Origin of the sequence: Sphingopyxis sp. Geo25 (assembly GCF_949769135.1) — a bacterium.
In the GTDB taxonomy this organism is placed as follows: Bacteria; Pseudomonadota; Alphaproteobacteria; order Sphingomonadales; family Sphingomonadaceae; genus Sphingopyxis.
Genome location: NZ_CATKOZ010000001.1, coordinates 593,056 through 610,458, shown reverse-complemented (window position 1 = coordinate 610,458; position 17,403 = coordinate 593,056). Strand labels below are relative to the sequence as shown.

18 protein-coding genes are annotated in these 17,403 nt (G+C 66.3%); 11 read left to right on the top strand and 7 right to left on the bottom strand.

The genetic code is table 11. The features are described from left to right. Window positions 1-3 precede the first annotated feature (3 nt). From msrC to QOL68_RS03080, 6 genes are all read left to right on the top strand, one after another. Window positions 4-492 carry a free L-methionine (R)-S-oxide reductase MsrC gene (gene msrC / locus QOL68_RS03105; RefSeq protein ID WP_282946847.1) on the top strand — a complete coding sequence of 163 codons (489 nt, stop codon included), beginning with the start codon at window positions 4-6 and terminating at the stop codon, window positions 490-492. Between the two features lie 161 nt (window positions 493-653). After that, window positions 654-1,478, top strand: coding sequence for a glycine zipper domain-containing protein (locus QOL68_RS03100; RefSeq protein ID WP_058454494.1), 825 nt, complete (start codon window positions 654-656; stop codon window positions 1,476-1,478). Window positions 1,479-1,663: 185 nt separating this feature from the next. Continuing rightward, the gene (locus tag QOL68_RS03095) at window positions 1,664-2,224 is read left to right on the top strand and encodes a hypothetical protein (RefSeq protein WP_282946845.1); all 561 of its coding nucleotides are present in this window, start codon (window positions 1,664-1,666) and stop codon (window positions 2,222-2,224) included. Between the two features lie 183 nt (window positions 2,225-2,407). After that, window positions 2,408-2,965 (top strand): hypothetical protein, encoded by a 558-nt coding sequence (locus QOL68_RS03090; RefSeq protein WP_058454496.1) that lies wholly within the window; start codon window positions 2,408-2,410, stop codon window positions 2,963-2,965. Between the two features lie 92 nt (window positions 2,966-3,057). After that, window positions 3,058-4,377, top strand: a complete 1,320-nt coding sequence (locus tag QOL68_RS03085) for a M28 family metallopeptidase (protein ID WP_282946843.1) — start codon at window positions 3,058-3,060, stop codon at window positions 4,375-4,377. Between the two features lie 106 nt (window positions 4,378-4,483). Further along, on the top strand, window positions 4,484-4,918 hold the full coding sequence (locus QOL68_RS03080) for a PilZ domain-containing protein (protein ID WP_058454497.1): 435 nt from the start codon (window positions 4,484-4,486) through the stop codon (window positions 4,916-4,918). A gap of 89 nt (window positions 4,919-5,007) precedes the next feature. On the opposite strand, the gene QOL68_RS03075 is transcribed toward QOL68_RS03080, so the two are convergent. From QOL68_RS03075 to QOL68_RS03055, 5 genes are all read right to left on the bottom strand, one after another. After that, on the bottom strand, window positions 5,008-6,822 hold the full coding sequence (locus QOL68_RS03075) for an ABCB family ABC transporter ATP-binding protein/permease (protein ID WP_282946840.1): 1,815 nt from the start codon (window positions 6,820-6,822) through the stop codon (window positions 5,008-5,010). Between the two features lie 395 nt (window positions 6,823-7,217). Continuing rightward, window positions 7,218-7,367: a hypothetical protein gene (locus tag QOL68_RS03070; protein ID WP_282946838.1), complete on the bottom strand. Its 150-nt coding sequence runs from the start codon at window positions 7,365-7,367 to the stop codon at window positions 7,218-7,220. Between the two features lie 103 nt (window positions 7,368-7,470). After that, entirely contained in the window at window positions 7,471-8,049 is a 579-nt protein-coding gene (locus QOL68_RS03065; RefSeq protein ID WP_282946836.1) for an LptA/OstA family protein, read from the bottom strand. Beyond that, window positions 8,046-8,687, bottom strand: a complete 642-nt coding sequence (gene lptC / locus QOL68_RS03060) for an LPS export ABC transporter periplasmic protein LptC (protein ID WP_282946834.1) — start codon at window positions 8,685-8,687, stop codon at window positions 8,046-8,048. Before lptC ends, QOL68_RS03065 begins: the two co-directional genes overlap by 4 nt. 16 nt (window positions 8,688-8,703) lie before the next feature. Next, a complete protein-coding gene (locus QOL68_RS03055; RefSeq protein WP_058454500.1) occupies window positions 8,704-9,321 on the bottom strand; it encodes a ribonuclease D in 618 nt (205 codons plus the stop codon). A gap of 261 nt (window positions 9,322-9,582) precedes the next feature. Between QOL68_RS03055 and QOL68_RS03050 the strand changes: the two genes are divergently transcribed. Next, on the top strand, window positions 9,583-10,371 hold the full coding sequence (locus QOL68_RS03050) for a cold-shock protein (RefSeq protein ID WP_204993203.1): 789 nt from the start codon (window positions 9,583-9,585) through the stop codon (window positions 10,369-10,371). Window positions 10,372-10,540: 169 nt separating this feature from the next. Here QOL68_RS03050 and rpsU read toward each other — a convergent pair whose 3' ends face one another. Beyond that, complete coding sequence (gene rpsU / locus QOL68_RS03045) at window positions 10,541-10,747, bottom strand: 30S ribosomal protein S21 (RefSeq protein WP_003047635.1); 207 nt, start codon at window positions 10,745-10,747, stop codon at window positions 10,541-10,543. Between the two features lie 271 nt (window positions 10,748-11,018). Between rpsU and QOL68_RS03040 the strand changes: the two genes are divergently transcribed. The 4 genes from QOL68_RS03040 (at window position 11,019) to QOL68_RS03025 (ending at window position 14,818) form a co-directional block, all read left to right on the top strand. Beyond that, the gene (locus QOL68_RS03040) at window positions 11,019-11,783 is read left to right on the top strand and encodes a class II aldolase/adducin family protein (protein WP_058454501.1); all 765 of its coding nucleotides are present in this window, start codon (window positions 11,019-11,021) and stop codon (window positions 11,781-11,783) included. A 27-nt stretch (window positions 11,784-11,810) separates the two neighbouring features. Continuing rightward, window positions 11,811-12,356 carry a (2Fe-2S)-binding protein gene (locus QOL68_RS03035; protein WP_058454502.1) on the top strand — a complete coding sequence of 182 codons (546 nt, stop codon included), beginning with the start codon at window positions 11,811-11,813 and terminating at the stop codon, window positions 12,354-12,356. 132 nt (window positions 12,357-12,488) lie between these two features. Further along, on the top strand, window positions 12,489-13,415 hold the full coding sequence (locus QOL68_RS03030; protein ID WP_282946819.1) for an RcnB family protein: 927 nt from the start codon (window positions 12,489-12,491) through the stop codon (window positions 13,413-13,415). 131 nt (window positions 13,416-13,546) lie between these two features. Beyond that, complete coding sequence (locus QOL68_RS03025; protein WP_282946817.1) at window positions 13,547-14,818, top strand: metal-dependent hydrolase family protein; 1,272 nt, start codon at window positions 13,547-13,549, stop codon at window positions 14,816-14,818. A 7-nt stretch (window positions 14,819-14,825) separates the two neighbouring features. Here the strand turns inward: QOL68_RS03025 and QOL68_RS03020 are convergent, their stop codons facing one another. Continuing rightward, window positions 14,826-17,381 (bottom strand): EAL domain-containing protein, encoded by a 2,556-nt coding sequence (locus QOL68_RS03020; RefSeq protein ID WP_282946815.1) that lies wholly within the window; start codon window positions 17,379-17,381, stop codon window positions 14,826-14,828. Between the last annotated feature and the right edge of the window lie 22 nt (window positions 17,382-17,403).

Sequence of the window (17,403 nt, the reverse complement as noted above, 5' to 3'; positions counted from 1 at the left end):
CACATGTCCTACGCTCTCTCCTTTTCGGCAACCGACCCCGCGACGCTCTGGGCAGAGGCCGCCGACGCGGCCGAGGCGCTCGTCGCGGGCGAGCCCGACGGCATCGCCAATATGGCGAATGTCGCGGCGCTCGTCTGGCAGGCGATTCCCGACCTCAACTGGGCGGGCTTCTACCGCTTCGACGGGACCGAACTCGTCCTCGGCCCGTTCCAGGGCAAGGCTGCGTGCATCCGCATTCCGCTCGACAAGGGCGTGTGCGGTGCCGCGGCGCGCCTTCGCGAGACGCAGCGCGTCGAGGATGTCCACGCTTTTCCGGGCCACATCGCCTGCGACGCCGATAGCCGTAGCGAGCTGGTCGTCCCGATCGTCGCCGACGGGCGACTGATCGGCGTCCTCGACCTCGACAGTCCGTCGCCGGCGCGCTTCACCGCAGAGGATCAGTCGGGCGCCGAAATTCTCGTCGCGCGCATCGCCGCAGCGCTGACGCCCTGACCCAAATCGGCCTGACCCAAATCGGCCTGACCCAAATCGGGACGCAAAACTCAGGGTTAACAGATTCGCGAGAATCACCCTGATTTGATAACAAACTGTTAACCAGTCGCTCGCCGACGCAGCGATGCGGACGGCGCGGCCAGGGTAACAGGGAGTTTAGAATGCGCACGATCTTGCTTCTGGGGGCGGCCGTCGGAACGGTGTTGCTGACGAGTGGCGTGGCGCGTGCCGCGGATCCCGCGCCGAAGCTCGACTATGGCACCCCCGCAGCCCCCGACGTCCGGGTCTATACCGGCTATCCCGATCGCGTGCCGAGCGAGACCGACTATCGCCACGTCGAGGGGGGCTATGACGCAGAGGGCCGCTGGACCGGGAGCTGGACCGGCACTTACGACGCGCCCGACGGTCGTCGCTACGAAGGCACTTACGAGGGCACGGTCGAGGGACACGGCGCGGGCTATCCGCCGCCGCCCTATTATAATCCCTATTACGGCGGCCATCCCGATCCCGAGGATGCGGAGATGGCGCGTCGCTGTGGCCGGGGGGGCACAGCGACCGGAGCGGTTGTCGGAGGCGTCGTGGGGGGCGTCGTCGGCAACCGCGTCGCCGGGCATGGCGACCGCACCGCAGGCACGCTGATCGGCGGCGGTGTCGGTGCGCTGGCCGGCGCCGCGATCGGCAACGAAGCCGACAAGAAGAAGTGCGACGAATGGTGGGAGGGCCGCGGCCGCCATCATCAGGGCGGCTATGCCTGGCATCACGGCGGCACTTACCCCGGCGCCTACTCATACAGCAGCGGCTATGGTTACGGCTATGGCTGGTACACGCCGGGCGTCGTCGTCACGACGATCATCAACGGCGCCCCGCTGGTCACCGAGACGGTCGAGACCACCACCAAGACCTATTATGAAAAGGCGCCGGTCCGGAAGCGCTATGCTCCGAAGAAGAAGTGGAAGCCGAAACCCAAGCCGCGCTGCGTCTGCTGAACGACCCCGACTGGTCTGGTCACCGTCACAAGGTCCCGTCAGGCCCGCCCTCCACCCGGAAGGCGGGCCTTTCCTTTCATCGCGGACCCGCCACGGTTCAGCGGCGCGAAAGCATGGCGGGCGTAACAGCGAATCCTGTTGCGGGTGGGAGCGTCCCTTGCCCGCGCCTGCGGAGTATCCCGCCCATGCGCAAATTCACCGGCCTCGCCACCGCGACCGCGATCATCCTCACCTCGGTCGGCGTCAGCGCCACCCCCGCCGAAGCCCGCGACCGATATGGTCATGGCTATGGCTGGGGCCACCGTCACCGCGACAATATCGATGCCGGCGACGTCATCGGCGGCCTGCTGATCATCGGCACCATCGCCGCGATCGCCAGCGCCGCGAGCAAGGGCAAGGCCGAACGCCGCGACCGCGACGACCGCTATAACCCGCCCTATCGCGAGCCGCGGCAGGATGCGCCCAACTATGATCCGCCCGCCGACGACGCGCGCCCCTATGGCGACGGCGCCACCCAAGTCCGCCCCTATGGCAATGGCGAGGCCGAAGCCCGCGCCGCCGACGCCTGCAGCTGGGCGGTCGAGGGCGAAATGGGCGATGACGCCCGCGTCGACAGCATCACCAAGACCGAGCCGAACAATGGCGGCTGGTACGTCACCGGCACCGCCTCGCGCCTCGGCGGCGAGGTGCGCAGCTTTGGCTGCAGCTTTCGGGGTGGCCGCGTCGTCGACGTCAGCTTCGGCTGAACCGGCGACGAGCGACGGACCGGGCCCTGTACCGCCGGTACGGGGCCTTTTCTTTATGAACGCCAGCAAAACCAAGGCTTAACGCCAGATAAGCGGCGGGTTCAGGGCCGCGTCACCGCCGACTCGGTAAAAGGATGACAACAGGCCGCACGGGTGCCGCCTGCGCTATCTGGAGACCGAACCATGGCTGTGAATACATCTTGGACCAAGGCCGCGATTGGTGCGGCCACCGCCGGCGCGATGCTGGTGAGCGCTGCCCCCGCCGCTGCGCGCGATCGCCACGACCGCGACGGCATCAGCGCGGGCGAAGTCATCGCGGGCGCCGTCGTCCTCGGCGGGCTCGCGGCGATCCTGTCGTCGTCCAACAACGACCGCGACCGTTATGACCGCTACGACGACCGCTACGGCCGTTACGACGGTCGCTACGACCGCGGGCGCTACGACAATGACCCGCGCTACGGCTACGGCTATGACTATAACCGCTATGGCAACAGCCGCGGCGCCGTCAGCCAGTGCGTCAACGCCGTCGAGCGCGGGACGAGCCGCTATGGCCGCACCGACGTCACGCAGGTGACGAGCATCGACCGCAAGCGCGACGGCTATCGCGTCAAGGGCCGCGTCGTCGTCCGGGACGGCTACGGCGGCCGCTGGGGTCGCGGCGGCTCGTACGACAAGGGCAAGTTCAGCTGCGACGTCCGCTATGGCCGCGTCGTCGACGTCGACTATTCGGGCCTCGGTTAAGCCTTAAGCATAGAAGAGAGCAACTGGCCCGCCGGCATCCAGGTGCCGGCGGGCCCTCTTGCGTCGGCGCGGGGCAGGCCGCATGAAGCATCATGCTCAGAGCCACTTTCGCCGCCGCGCTGCTCCTCGCCGCCCCCGTCGCCGCTTCTGCCGGGGACACCGCGCCCGCCCCCGATCCCGCGCGCCTGAAAGCGCTGGTCGAAAAACTCGTCTCCTTCGGCACCCGCCATACGCTGTCGTCGACGACCGATCCGAAGCGCGGCATCGGCGCCGCGCGCAACTGGGGCGCCGCCGAATTCCAGCGCATTTCAAAAGCGTGCGGCGGCTGCCTGACGATCGAGCGGATCAGCGACCGTTTCGAAGGACCGCGCGCGCCGTCGGGCGTGATCGTGCAGAATGTCCTCGCCATTCAGAAGGGCAGCGACCCCGACCGCGTGATCATGATCGCCGGCCATATCGACAGCCGCGTCAGCGACCCGATGAACTTTACCGCCGACGCCCCCGGTGCGAACGACGACGGCTCGGGCACCGCGCTGGTCCTCGAGGCAGCACGCCTGCTCTCGAAGGACAAGCATCGCGCGACGATCGTCTATGCGCTGCTCTCGGGCGAGGAACAGGGGCTCTGGGGCGGCAAGCTGCTCGCCGCCCATGCGAAGGAAAAGGACTGGCAGGTCACCGCGATGCTCAACAACGACATCGTCGGCGGCACCCGCGGCACCGACGGCACGGTCGTTGCGGACCGGGTCCGCGTGTTCAGCGAAGGCATTCGCGCCTCCGAGGATCTCGCGGCGCAGCTCGCGCGCCGCGGTATCGGCGGCGAGGACGACGGGCCGTCGCGCGCGCTCGCCAAGGCGGCGGTGCGTGCGGCGGCGGCCAATCCGGCAATCGGGCTCGACGTCCTCGCGGTGCGCCGCCCCGACCGCTTCCGTCGCGGCGGCGATCACCTGCCTTCGCTCGAGCTCGGCTATCCCGCGATACGCTTCACCGTCGGGATCGAGGATTATGATCACCAGCATCAGGATTTGCGGACCGAAAACGGCCGGAAATTTGGCGACACGGTCGACGAGATGGACTTCCCCTATCTGGCGCGCGTCACCGCGCTCAACGTCGCCCTCGCCCGCGAACTCGCGGACGCGCCGGCCGCTCCCGAGAGCGTCAGCATCGACGGCGCGGTGAGCTCCGACACCATCGTTCGCTGGTCGCCCGTTAAGGACGCTGCCGCCTATCGCGTCCATTGGCGCCGCGCCGATCGCAACGACTGGTCGGATTCGCGCGTCGTTCCGTCGGACGCCGCTAACGAACTGATTTTGCCCGCGATCATCGTCGATGACAATTTCTTCGGCGTTTCCGCTATTTCGGCCGACGGGCATGAAAGCCTCGTCACGTTCGGCGGTCTGCCGCCGGCGAAATAATTAGAAAACAGCACAAACGAAAATTTACCTTCGCGCGTTATGGCAGCGATGGGACCAAAATGACCGCCTGGCGTGGGTGACGGGCGGTGAAGAATGTTGGTCGCCTATGTCGAGTCCTGAGGCCCCTACGGCCTCATCAGCGCCGGATGAAAAGCGCCAGCCGCGGCAGTCGCGTCTGGTAAAGGCGGCGCTCGGCTGCCAGCGGCTCGGCCGTTTCGACGTCACCATCCGCAATGTTTCCGAGACCGGAATCGGCGGGCAAGGCCCGCACAGCCTCAATATCGGCGAGCGGATGACGGTGTTCCTGCCCGGGCATGAACCGATGCTCGGCACGGTACGTTGGGTCTCGGGCAACCGCTTCGGGCTCGAAACCGACAAGCCGGTCGAGACGATGCGACTGCGCGCTTCGCACGGCGACGACCTGCGCACCGCCGACAGCGTCGCCGACTTCCAGATCGTGCCGGCGCCCAAGCTCGATACCTGGCGACCCGGCCTCACCCGCGCGACGTCGCTGCCCGGCCATTTCGGGCGCAAGCGGTAAAGCGGGCGGAAGGCGCCGTTGCGGGCGGGGAGCAGACGTTCCCGATCGCCCGGAAACCGTCATCACGACCTTTCCTGCGCCGCCTCGGACTAAACCGTCCCCTCCTCGCGCTCGGCCTGTTGCCGCGCCCACATGTCGGCGTAGAGCCCGCGCATCGCGAGCAGCTGGTCGTGCGTTCCGGTCTCGGCGACCCGGCCTTTCTCGAGCACGACGATCCGGTCGGCATTCACCGCCGTCGACAGGCGGTGCGCGATCACCAGCGTCGTCCGCCGCTCGGCGATGCGCTCGAGCGTGTCCTGGATCGCCGCCTCGGTGCGGCTGTCGAGCGCGCTCGTCGCTTCGTCGAGGATCAGGACCGGCGGGTTCTTGAGCAGGGTGCGCGCGATCGCGACCCGCTGCTTCTCGCCCCCCGACAGCTTCAGCCCGCGCTCGCCGACCTCGGTCTCATAGCCCTGCGGCAGCAGCGCGATGAAACCGTCGATCGCCGCGCCCTGCGCCGCCGCCGCGATCTCCTCGACGCTGGCGTCGGCGCGGCCATAGGCGATGTTATAGCCGATCGAATCGTTGAACAGCACCGTATCCTGCGGGACGATACCGATCGCGGCGCGCAGGCTTTGCTGCGTCACCGCCTTGATGTCCTGCCCGTCGATGGTCACGCGCCCGCCCTGCGGGTCATAGAAACGGTAGAGCAACCGCGCGATCGTCGACTTGCCCGCGCCCGACGGCCCGACGATCGCCAGGGTCTCGCCCGCCCCGACGGCGAAGCTGACGCCGTTCAGGATCGTGCGGTCGGGCTCGTAACCGAAGACGACATCCTCGAAACTCACCGCCCCGCCATTGACGACGAGCGCCGGGGCGCCGGGCGCGTCGCTGATTTCGGGCGGGGTGTCGATCAGGCGGAACATCGCCTCCATGTCGATCAGCCCCTGGCGGATCGTCCGGTACACCATGCCGAGCAGGTCGAGCGGACGGAATAGCTGCGCGAGCAGCGTGTTCACCAGCACGACGTCGCCGACCTTGTACTCGCCGACCGACCAGCCCCACACGGTATAGGCCATCGTCCCCGCCATCGCGGCGTTGGTGATGAAGCTCTGCCCGATGTTGAGCCAGGCCAGGCTGTTCTCGCTCTTCACCGCGGCGCGGGCATATTGGTCGGCGACATCGCGGTAGCGCGCGGCCTCGCGTTCCTCGGCGCCAAAATATTTCACCGTCTCGTAATTGAGCAGGCTGTCGACGCTGCGCCCGATCGTCAGCGTGTCGAGGTCGTTCATCCGCGTACGCAGCGCGTTGCGCCAGTCGGTCACCCGCCGCGTGAAGATGATATAGACGACAACCATCAGCGCCGTCGCACTGGCGAGGCCAAAGCTGAACTTGGTCCAGAAGATGATCAGCACCGCGGCGAGCTCGATGATCGTCGGTGCAATGTTGAACAGCAGGAAATAAAGCATCGTATCGATGCTCTTGGTGCCGCGCTCGATCACCTTGGTGACCTCGCCCGTCCGCCGCGCAAGGTGGAAGCGCAACGACAGCGCGTGCAAATGGGTGAAGGTCGCGATCGCCAGTTCGCGCGTCGCGTCCTGCCCGACGCGCTCGAATACCACATTGCGGAGGTTATCGAACAGCACCCCGGCGAAGCGCGCGCCGGCATAGGCGACGACGAGCCCGATCGCGAGCGCGACGCCCTCTTCCATCCCCGGCGCCATCCGGTCGATCGCGGCGCCATAAAGGAAGCCCATCGACAGCTGGACGCCCTTCGAAGCGAGCACGATCAGCGCGGCAAGGACGATGCGGACCTTGTGCTCGGTCTGCCCCGCGGGCCACAGATAGGGGATGAAACGCCCCAGTGTCGCAAGCACGGGCGGTTCGCGGTTGCGATCGGCGGAGGTAGCGGTATCGGGCGGCATGGTCGCCCCATGTAGGGACGCACGGGCCATCCGCCAAGCGTCCTGGCGCGGCGGGGAGCGAATGACTGGTGTGGGGCTATACCCGCGACTCGTGCCGATCCCGATCGAATGACCGGAATCGACAGGAGGCCGCCCTAACCATCATCGTCACCCCGGACTTGATCCGGGGTCCATGACTTCAGCGCTGCGGTGGATCCCGGATCAAGTCCGGGATGACGTATGACCGCATACGACCGGAGGTGGATATTGTGATCCCCGGCGAAAGCCGGGCCCCAGGGAGTGAGAGAGCTAGTGTCGCGTTATGCCGCTCTGGGCCCCGGCTTTCGCCGGGGTGCACCAGAGCGAAGTCCGCTCACCACCCCCAAACCGACCTGGGCGGACTCCGCCCCGCGCGCTCAGTGCGGCTTCGCCGGCCCCATCAGCCGGACGATGCTTTGTACCAGCCGTCGTTCCTCGCGCGTCGGCTGCGCCGCGACGACCTCGGCTGCTTCGGTGCGGCGTCCGAACATCGGCCGCCGTCGGGGTAGGAAGGTTGCATAACGCATGGGGAACGCCTCGCTCGCGCGGCCGCCCCCCGGCACCGCAATGGGTCTGGTCCCCGCCCGCGATCCTCGCGCGGCGCGCTTGCCCAAATCTTAACGACTAAGGTTATTGCTTCCTTTGCGGCACATTGAAGGTGCCGGTGACGCGTCCGTTGGTCCCGCCGGTGACCGGATTGCCGTCGGGCCCGCGCGCGGCACCGCGCCCGTCGACCGTCGCGCGGCCGCTGTTGAGGTCGATCACCAGCCGCCCGCCTGTCAGATGGTTCGCGCCCTGTTGCAGCTGGACATTGCCAACCATCGTGATCAGCCTCTTGTCGAGATCATAGATCGCGACATTGCCCTTGGCGGTCTCGTCGCCCTTGTTCACCGTCACCCCGCCGGTGGCGTCGAGCCGGTTGACGTCGGTGCCGCCCGCCCGCGTATAGGCGACGGTCATCCGCGGCGCGCGCACCGTCAGCCCCGCCTGCGTTACCGTCACCCCGCCCGACAGCACGACACGGTCGGCGCGATCCTGCACCTCGATGCTGCCGGCATTGAAATCGACCGGCGCGTTGCTGTTGTGATTCGCGAGCGCCTGCGCCTGCGCGGCGCTACCGCCCTGCCCCGTGCTGAGGATCGCAAGGCTGGTGAGTGCGAAGCCCGCGCCCGCGAGCAAGCCGCTCTTCATCGTCCAAAGCCCCTTCATTTACCCAGCGCTCCCTGGTTGATCCGCAGCCGCGCGTTGCCCGTCAGGCGCACGACGCGCTGGTCGAGGTCAGCCGACAGCTGGTTGGCCGAAAATTGTCCGATATTCAATGCGCCGTTGACTCCGCCGGTCCCTGCGAGGCTCCGGCTCTTGAGGTCGATTGCCACGTTGCTCGCGTCGAGCCGGTATCCGCTCGCGCTGCGTACCCGCACGGTCCCCGGCACCGACACCTTCTCGGTGTCCATATCATATTGTCCCTCGGCCGCGGCGATCGTCGCGGGGCCGTCATTGAGCCTGATCGCGCCCGACAGCTGGCTCATCCGCACGATCGGCTCGGCCGAACTCTTCTGTACGGCGCTCCCGGCGAGCAGCGCGAAGGGCTGCCCCTTCGAATCCTGGCCGCGATATTCGGCACGCGTCACCTTCATCCGCTCGCTCGCCATGTCGACCTTGTCCTTGGCGAGCAGGAAGCTGATTTCGGTGCGCTGGGTGAAGGGCGAAAAGACGAGCACCGCCGCGATCACCCCGATGACGAGCGGCAGGCCAAAGCGCAATATGCGCACGACGCGGTCGTGGCTCGACCCGCTTGCGGCCCACATGCGGCGCATGGTGCGATCATGGTCGGCGCGTTCGGACATTCGCGAATCGCTCTTCTTACGTGTGCGCGAAAATGTCGATTTCGGGCCAGCCGGCGAGATCGAGCGCCGCGCGCGTCGGCAGGAAATCGAAACAGGCCTGCGCCAGATGGGTGCGCCCTTCGCGCGCAAGCCGCACGTCGAGCACGTCCTTCATCGCATGGAGGAAGCGCACGTCGCTCGCGGCATAATCGCGCTGCGCGTCCGAAAGTTCCGCCGCGCCCCAGTCGCTCGATTGCTGCTGCTTAGACACATCCTGTCCCAGCAACTCGCGCACCAGCTCTTTGAGGCCATGTCGGTCGGTATAGGTACGGACCAGTTTCGATGCGATCTTGGTGCAATAGACGGGCGCCGTCACGATCCCCAGCGCATGCTGGATCGCGGCGATGTCAAACCGCGCAAAATGAAAGATTTTCAGCCGGTTCGGATCGGATAGCACCGCCTTCAGCACCGGGGCGTCATAGGCGCTGCCGGGGCCGAAGCGCACGAGATGCTCGTCGCCCGACCCGTCGCTGATCTGGACGACGCACAGCCGGTCGCGGAGCGGGTTCAAACCCATGGTCTCGGTGTCCACCGCGACCGCGCCGGGTCCCAGCGCGCCTTCGGGCAGATCTTCTTCGTGGAAATGGACAGTCATGGACCCCGCCTTAGGCCAAGCGGCCCCGCCGCTCAATGACTGGTTTCCCCGCACCCACCCCCCTTGCTCAAGCGCGCGGTAAAGCGTGCAAAATTCTGCTTCGGCTTTTTGAATTTTCTGTTCGCAGCCTGTGGATAATTAGGTTATATCTTGCGCTGTGTGTGGCACGGGGCGAGTCTGTGCCTGTGGTGAGTTGCGTCCCCGTCCGGCGCAAGGAGCCGGGTAAATGGGGTGCGGACGACCGAAAGCGACTATCAAGCAATGAGTTTCAACAAGGATCGCCGTGGCCATCGCGGACGCGGCAAGCGCGATGACTTCGGCAATTTCGACAGCTTCGAACCTGCGCCCTATGGCGGCGATAGCTATGGCGGCGGGCGCGGCGGCTTCGGAGACCGCGATCGCGGCGGTTTCGGCGGCGGTGACCGTGGGGGCGGCTTCGGCGGCGGCGATCGCGGCGGCGGCTTCGGCGGTGGGGACCGCGGTGGCTTCGGCGGCGGACGCGGCGGCGGGATGCCTGCGCAGGTCGTCGGCGAAGGCCAGGGCCAGGTGAAGTTCTTCAACCCGGCGAAGGGTTTCGGCTTCATTGCGCGCGACGACGGCGGCGAAGACGTGTTTGTGCACATCAGCGCCGTCGAACAGGCGGGGCTTCAGGGTCTCGCTTCGGGCCAGCCGCTCGGCTTCACGCTCGTCGAACGCAACGGCAAAGTGTCGGCAATCGACCTCAAGATCGAGGGCGAGCCGATGCCGGTGGAGGAATTCGCTCCGCGCCGCGACGATCGCGGCCCCGGCGGCGACCGTCCGGGCGGCGCCCGCGGCCGTCGCCAGTTGACCGGGGAGCGCACCTCGGGAACGGTCAAATTCTTCAATACGACGAAGGGCTTCGGCTTCATCGCGCGCGACGACGGACAGGCCGATGCCTTCGTCCACATCAGCGCGGTGCAGCGCGCCGGCATGGCGGGCCTCGAAGAGGGTGACCGCGTCGCCTTCGACATCGAGGTCGACGATCGCGGCAAGTTCGCCGCAGTGAACCTGCAGCCGTCGCAGGACTGAGTCCCGATACAATCGATCCAGGAAAGGGCGGCCTTCGGGCCGCCCTTTTTGTTTGGGCGCAAAGCCAGCGTCGGCGGCTGGCGGCCGTCCGCTCCGGCTCAAACGAAAAAGGGCGCCGCGTTGCCGCAGCGCCCTTTTCTCGAATCAGGATCCCGAACGGGAGACGGTCCTATTTGATACCGTCGCGCTCCATCCGCTTGCGCTCCATCTTGCGGGCGCGGCGGACAGCGGCGGCACGCTCGCGGGCGCGCTTTTCGCTGGGCTTCTCGTAGTGACGGCGCAGCTTCATTTCGCGATACACACCCTCACGCTGCAGCTTCTTCTTGAGCGCGCGAAGGGCCTGGTCGACATTATTGTCGCGAACGATGATCTGCATACGCCGTGTCGTCTCCTGTTCGTCAAACGGCCTGTGTCCCCGGCTTCGTTCCGGTTCGTCATAGGTCGCCGATATTCGGGCAATAAAAGAAGCGCCGCAAAAGCGCGACGTTCCGATGTGCCGCCACTAGAGAGATTCGCGCCGAAAGGCAAGCCCCAACGCGGCAAAGCGCGACAATCATGGCGCGGAAGGCCGTCAGGCGGGATTGTGCGCCCCCCTTTTGCTGTGGCATAGGTAGCAGGACGAAACCGATAGAGGAAGAGGACTGGCCATGGCCACGCAGCTCAAGCGCAACAGCAAATATAGCGAAGCCGAATGGACCGCGCGGCAGGAACTCGCCGCCTGCTATCGCATCTTCGCGATGATGGGCTGGGACGAGATGATCTTCAACCACATCACGGTGAAGCTGGAGGATCAGGAAGGCGCCTTCCTGATCAACCCCTATGGCATGCATTTCAGCGAAGTCACCGCTTCGAGCCTGATCAAGATCGACATCGACGGCAACAAGCTCGACGAGGATAATCCCTGGCACGTCAACAAGGCGGGCTTCGTCCAGCACAGCCTGTTCCACCGCGTCCTGCCCGACGCGCATGCGATCATCCACACGCACACGACCGCGACGATGGCGGTATGCGGGCTCGAAGGCGGGCTGCAGCCGACCAATTTCTATGCCTGCAATTTCATGGGCCAGCTCGCCTATCATGATTTCGAGGGCGTCACGGTACGCGAAGAAGAAGGCGCGCGGCTGGTCGAGCACCTCGGCGACAAGCGCATCCTGATGCTGCGCAACCACGGCCCCGTCGTGATGGGCAAGTCGCTGACCGACGCCTTCATCAAATATTGGGCGCTCCAGCGCGCGTGCGAGATCCAGCTTGCCACGATGAGCATGGGCAAGCCGATCCTGGTTGGCGACGATGTGATCAAGGTCCACCAGCGCGACCTCTACATGGCGGCGATTCCGGGGCAGTCGGGCAAGGCCGAGTTCGATGCGATGGTGCGCAAGGTCGACAAGATCGACACGAGCTGGCGTGACTAATCCGGCGGGGTCGTTACTAGGAGCCTTATGACGCGCTTCTCGGTCAACGACCGTCCGGTCGAATATCGCATGGATCCCGAAACGCCCCTGCTGTGGGCGCTGCGCGATGCGTCGAACCTGACGGGCACCAAATATGGCTGCGGCACCGGCGACTGCGGCGCCTGCACCGTCGATATCGATGGCGAGGCGATCCGCAGTTGCCTCGTCACGATCGCCGAGTGCGAGGGCCGATTCGTCACCACGATCGAGGCGCTGTCGCGCGATCGCAGCCATCCGGTGCAGCAGGCATGGGTCGCCGAACAGGTGCCGCAATGCGGCTTCTGCCAGTCGGGGATGATCATGGCCGCCGCCGCACTGTTGCGGAAGAACAGCAACCCGAGCGATGCCGAGATCGATGCGGCGATGACGAACATCTGCCGCTGCGGCACCTATCCCCGGATTCGCACGGCAATCCGCCGGGCCGGCCGGGTCATGCGCGGCGAGGAACGGATCGCCGCCGCGCCGCCGCCGGGCATCCGCCCCGCCGACGCCGCACGCGCCGTGCCCGCGCTCAAGACCCCACATGGCAACTAGCGGATTTTCCGTTCATGTAGCTGAACCGCAGGCAACAGCGATGTTCAGCCGCTAATCATCTTGCCTCCGGTAACTTTCGATTCATCTTCCCGATCGGCTGGGTGCCGGATGGGATTCTGGAGTGAAGCCGAGATGAAGAAGATGTTCGGAGGGCTGCTGATCGCAGCGACGATCCTCACCCCGATAGCGCCGGCCGCCGCCCAGGCGAATGGCGAGCGCATCCAGATCGCCCAGCGCGGCGATCGTGGCGGCGAACGCGGGCCGCGCGGCCCCGAAGCGCGCCGCGGCGACTGGAACGGCGGCGGCCAGCGCGTCGAGCGCCAGCGGGGCCAAAACGCACCGCAGACGCAGCAGGTTCAGCAGGCGCCGCGCGGTGACCGCGGCGGCAATGGCTGGAACGGCCAGCGCCAGCGCAGCGAAGGGCAGCGACAGTGGCAGGGCCAGAGCCAGCGCGGCGATGCGCAGCGCCCGGTCGCGCAGCAGCAGCGCGTGCAGGGCCAGCGCGGCACCTATGACCGCAACAACAACGGCCGCACCGACCGCCAATGGGATCGCAATCGCGACGGCCAGGTCGATCGTCAGTGGGACCGCAACGACAACAATCGCGTCGATCGCCGCTATGACCGCAATCGCAACGGCGATCTCGACCGCCGCTGGGATCGCAACAACGACAATCGCGTCGACCGGCGCTGGGACAACAACCGCAACGGATATGTCGACCGGCGCTATCGCGACGGCCGTCCCGGCAACAATTGGAACCGCAGCTGGCGCGACGACCGGCGCTACGACTGGCGAAGCTACCGCGACCGGAACCGCAGCTATTATCGTATGCCGCGCTACTACAACCCCTATCGCGGTTATGGCTACACGCGCTTCAGCATCGGCTTCACGCTCGGGTCGCTCTTCTACGGCCAGCGCTACTGGATCAACGATCCCTGGTATTATCGCCTGCCGCCGGCCTACGGGGACTATCGCTGGGTCCGCTATTATGACGATGCGCTGCTTGTCGACGTCTATAGCGGCCGCGTGGTCGACGTGATCTACGACTTCTTCTGGTAACATCCTTTCGGTTATCGGAGGCAAACTGAGGGGCCGGCCTGCCGGCCCCTCTTTTTATCGACCCGCGTTTACCGGCTTGCCCTCCCCCGCCCGTCGCGCCACGATCGCGTGACAACATGAGGGGAGATATCATGCGCTCAATCCGACTGGTCGCGGCAGCGACGCTCGCGCTGCTGAGCGGTACCGCGATAGCCAAAACCACCGTCGTCTATGCAGGGCGCGTCATCACCGACGCGAGCAAGCCGGCGCTGGGGCCCTCGACCGTCGTCGTCACCGACGATCGCATCACCTCGATCGCGCCCGGTCGCGGCGAGGCGCCCGCGGGCGCCGAGATCGTCGATCTTGGTGACAAGACGCTGCTCCCCGGCCTGATCGACCTCCACGTCCACCTGACCGGCGATCCAGGCGGCGATTATCGCAGCGAAGCGGTGGATCCCGACGAATGGGGCGTCGTCGTCGGTGCCAAGAATGCGCGCCTCACCTTGCGCGCAGGCTTCACCACCGTCCGCGAGGCGGGATCGGCGCAATATACCGCTTTCGCGCTGCGGCGCGGTACTGCCGAGGGGATGATCGAAGGTCCGCGGATCGTCGCGGCCGGCCCCCCGCTGTCGATCATCGGCGGGCATGGCGACGTCACCGGCTTTCGCGAGGACGTCCACGCCGTGCTCGATCAGGGCTATACCTGCACCGGCGCGGTCGAATGCGCCGAGAAGGTGCGCAAGGCGTCGCGCGCGGGCGCCGACGTCATCAAGATCACCGCGACCGGCGGCGTGCTGTCGCAGCAGGGGCGCGGGCTCGAAGGGCATTTCTCGAACGCCGAACTCGTCAGCATCGCCGACACCGCGCATTCGCTGGGGCTGAGGGTGATGGCGCACGCACACGGCGCGCGCGGCATCGAGTCGGCCGCAGCAGCGGGGATCGACAGCATCGAGCACGGCACCTTCGCCGACGACGCAGCGCTCAAGGTCATGAAGGCTAAGGGAAGCTATCTCGTCCCCACGCTGATGGCGTTCGAGGGCATCAAGGAGCGCCTCGGCAAGGGCATCTACACGCCGACGGTCGAGGCCAAGGTGCGGATGACGATGAACGATGTCGGCAAGGCGGTGGGGCGCGCCAAGGCGCTGGGCGTCCCGATCGCCTTCGGCACCGACGCTGGCGTGTTCGAGCATGGCCGCAATGCGGGCGAATTCGCCCTGCTGGTGAAATATGGCCTGACCCCGCGCGAGGCGCTGGCGAGCGCAACGACGGTCGCCGCGAAATTGCTGTCGATGGAGGATCAGATCGGACGGATCGCGCCCGGCCTGTCGGCTGACATGATCGCCGTCACGGGCGATCCGCTGAGCGATGTCGCAGTGCTGGAGAAGGTCGACTGGGTGATGGTGCGCGGCCGCGCGGCCGACTGACCGTCGCTCACGCGGCGCGGTGGACGCGCGGACGAACCGCCTTCGCCTTGATGGGGCGGACGAGCGCTCCCGTATCCACCGCCTCGGCAAACTGCACTCCGACGCGGCTTTCGGTCGACCAGCGGGCCTGACCGTCGACTCGCACCTCTGGCGTGAATTCGAGCGACAATAGCGTTCCCTCGGGCACATTCCACAGGCCTTCGAGCAGCGCGCCGCGCGACGACAGGTTGCGCACGATCGCTTCATAGCGATGTCCGCCGCTTTCGACCTGTATCGTGCGGAAGGTGCGGACGCGCGGCTCACGTGCGCTCTTGAACCCGCGCGCGATGACAAGGCCGCCCCGCTCGGCCAGCAGCGCCTCCACCTCGTCGAGTTCCATCGGCTTGCCGTAGATATAGCCTTGAACATGGCTGCACCCGAGCCCGCGGATCAGTGCGAGGTCGTCGTGCGTCTCGACCCCTTCCGCCGTGGTTTCCATCCCCAGCGCGTCGGCAAGTCCGACGATCGACGAGATGATCGCGGCGTTCATGCTGTTCCTGTCGGCCGCGCCGAGCACGAAGCTCTGGTCGATCTTGATCTTGTCGAACGGCGCCTTCTTCAGATAGCCGAGCGCCGAATAGCCTGTCCCGAAATCGTCGAGCGCGAGGCGGACGCCAGTGCGTTTCAACTTCTGGAACATCTCCAGATTCGCGGGGCTTTCGTCGAGGAAGACGCCCTCGGTAATCTCAAGCTCGAGCTGGCCGGGCTCGATCCCCGCTGCCGCAACAGCGTTCAGGATCGTCAAGGGCAGCTTCTCGTTCGCGAACTGGCGCGGCGAGACATTGACCGCGACGCGATAGTCGGGCCCCAGCCGCGCGATCGTCGCGCAGGCGGTCCGGATGATCCACTCGCCGATCGGGATGATCAGGTTCGATTCCTCGGCGATCGGGATGAACTTCGACGGACTGACGATCTCCGCCGACTCGCGGCGCCAGCGGATCAGCGCCTCGAAGCCTGAAATCCGCTCGCTCTTCACATCGACGATCGGTTGATAGAGCAACTGCAACTCGTCGTTCGCCAGCGCATCGCGCAGCGAATCCTCGATCGCCTTCCGCTCGCTCGCCTGATTGTGCATCGCGTCGGCGTAGAAACGGTGGACGCCGCGCCCGGCGTCCTTCGCGGCATAGAGCGCGAGGTCGGCATTGCGGACCAGGGCCGACGCGGTCACGCCGCCGCCTTCCGACATCGCAATGCCGATCGACGACCCGATCCGCACCTGCTCATTCTCGATCGCGAAGGGCTTGGCGAGGCTGAGGATGATGGCGTTGGCGATTCCGGCCAGCTTCTCGGGCTCGACGATCTGCGGCAGCACGATCTGGAACTCGTCGCCGCCGAGACGGCCGACCTGCCCCTTGTCGCCGATGATCTGCGTGAGCCGGCCCGCGACCTGCTGCAGCAACTGGTCGCCCGCGGGGTGCCCCATCGTATCGTTGACCGCCTTGAAGCGGTCGAGATCCATCAAAAGCAGCGCGCAGGGCTGCACCTGTCCCATATGGTTGCGTAGCGCGCGTTCGAGCAATTCGGTGATATGCAGCCGGTTGGCGAGGCCCGTCAGCGTGTCGTATCGCGCGAGCTGCTTGATCTCGCGTTCGGATTTCTTCTTGTCGGTGAGGTCGGTTCCCGAACCGCGAAAGCCCTGAAAATTGCCAAGCTCGTTGCTGATCGGATGCCCCGAGATCGACCACCAGCGCTCCTCACCCGGCACCGCCGCCAGCACCGTGAGTTCGTTAAAGGGCGTGCGCGACGACAGGCTGAAGCCCAGCGTCCGCTCCTCGCTCTCGTCATTGCCGAGCCGCTTGCGGATGATCTCGGTAAACGGACGGCCGAGGACGTCGGACAGCGAGAGGCCGAGTTTCGCAACGACCGTCGGGGAAATATAGACGAGGTGACCATTGCGGTCGGTCTCCCAGAACCAGCCGCGCCCCGCGCGCTCGAAATCGCGCATCAGGCCGAGCGCGCGTTGCTGTTCACTGATCGTCGTCCTGCTGGCGCGCGTCGCGCGCATTTGCTGGCGGACATCGTGGCGAAGCATCACGATGAGCAGGCCGAGGAAGACGAGCCCGGCGACACCAAAGGGCCAGGACGCGATCCCGATCGCGCCGCCGACCGCGGTCGCGCCGGCGAAGGCGAAGAAGGCGGGGCGCTGGATCGCCGATGCCGCCGCCGCGACGAGGATCACACCGAGCTGGACCGCCGAGAATGCGTCGAAATAGAAGCGCCCGTCGTGGACGGCGACTGCGGAGAAAGTCGCCGCCGAACCTAGCATCGTTCCCAATGTCACCAGCGAGAAACTAACGGCAAGAATGGCCTGGATGCGGTTCACGGGCAGCTTGCGCCAACCGCGCGACATCTGGCCGATGATCGTCAGCGCCAGGTCGCAGACCAGGCCCGTCCCCATGACGAACCATTGCGAAGGATGGCGGAGAAAACCCTCGACACCGGGGAAAAAGGCGAAGGAGAGGAAGGCGAGCGTGCGCGCGAAAAAGACATAATGCCAAAGCTGCGCGACGCGCAGCAAGCGCATCGCGAATTCGGGTGTCGCAAAC

What these genes read in the sequence shown, in the direction of transcription:
- QOL68_RS03085 (WP_282946843.1), top strand. Translation starts at nt 3,058, where the DNA reads ATGCTCAGAGCCACTTTCGCCGCCGCGCTGCTCCTCGCCGCCCCCGTC.
- lptC (WP_282946834.1), bottom strand. Translation starts at nt 8,687, where the DNA reads ATGTCCGAACGCGCCGACCATGATCGCACCATGCGCCGCATGTGGGCC.
- rpsU (WP_003047635.1), bottom strand. Translation starts at nt 10,747, where the DNA reads ATGCAGATCATCGTTCGCGACAATAATGTCGACCAGGCCCTTCGCGCG.
- QOL68_RS03065 (WP_282946836.1), bottom strand. Translation starts at nt 8,049, where the DNA reads ATGAAGGGGCTTTGGACGATGAAGAGCGGCTTGCTCGCGGGCGCGGGC.
- QOL68_RS03035 (WP_058454502.1), top strand. Translation starts at nt 11,811, where the DNA reads ATGACGCGCTTCTCGGTCAACGACCGTCCGGTCGAATATCGCATGGAT.
- QOL68_RS03050 (WP_204993203.1), top strand. Translation starts at nt 9,583, where the DNA reads ATGAGTTTCAACAAGGATCGCCGTGGCCATCGCGGACGCGGCAAGCGC.
- QOL68_RS03090 (WP_058454496.1), top strand. Translation starts at nt 2,408, where the DNA reads ATGGCTGTGAATACATCTTGGACCAAGGCCGCGATTGGTGCGGCCACC.
- QOL68_RS03040 (WP_058454501.1), top strand. Translation starts at nt 11,019, where the DNA reads ATGGCCACGCAGCTCAAGCGCAACAGCAAATATAGCGAAGCCGAATGG.
- QOL68_RS03055 (WP_058454500.1), bottom strand. Translation starts at nt 9,321, where the DNA reads ATGACTGTCCATTTCCACGAAGAAGATCTGCCCGAAGGCGCGCTGGGA.
- QOL68_RS03095 (WP_282946845.1), top strand. Translation starts at nt 1,664, where the DNA reads ATGCGCAAATTCACCGGCCTCGCCACCGCGACCGCGATCATCCTCACC.
- QOL68_RS03075 (WP_282946840.1), bottom strand. Translation starts at nt 6,822, where the DNA reads ATGCCGCCCGATACCGCTACCTCCGCCGATCGCAACCGCGAACCGCCC.
- QOL68_RS03070 (WP_282946838.1), bottom strand. Translation starts at nt 7,367, where the DNA reads ATGCGTTATGCAACCTTCCTACCCCGACGGCGGCCGATGTTCGGACGC.
- QOL68_RS03025 (WP_282946817.1), top strand. Translation starts at nt 13,547, where the DNA reads ATGCGCTCAATCCGACTGGTCGCGGCAGCGACGCTCGCGCTGCTGAGC.
- QOL68_RS03020 (WP_282946815.1), bottom strand. Translation starts at nt 17,381, where the DNA reads ATGCGCTTGCTGCGCGTCGCGCAGCTTTGGCATTATGTCTTTTTCGCG.
- QOL68_RS03100 (WP_058454494.1), top strand. Translation starts at nt 654, where the DNA reads ATGCGCACGATCTTGCTTCTGGGGGCGGCCGTCGGAACGGTGTTGCTG.
- QOL68_RS03080 (WP_058454497.1), top strand. Translation starts at nt 4,484, where the DNA reads ATGTCGAGTCCTGAGGCCCCTACGGCCTCATCAGCGCCGGATGAAAAG.
- msrC (WP_282946847.1), top strand. Translation starts at nt 4, where the DNA reads ATGTCCTACGCTCTCTCCTTTTCGGCAACCGACCCCGCGACGCTCTGG.
- QOL68_RS03030 (WP_282946819.1), top strand. Translation starts at nt 12,489, where the DNA reads ATGAAGAAGATGTTCGGAGGGCTGCTGATCGCAGCGACGATCCTCACC.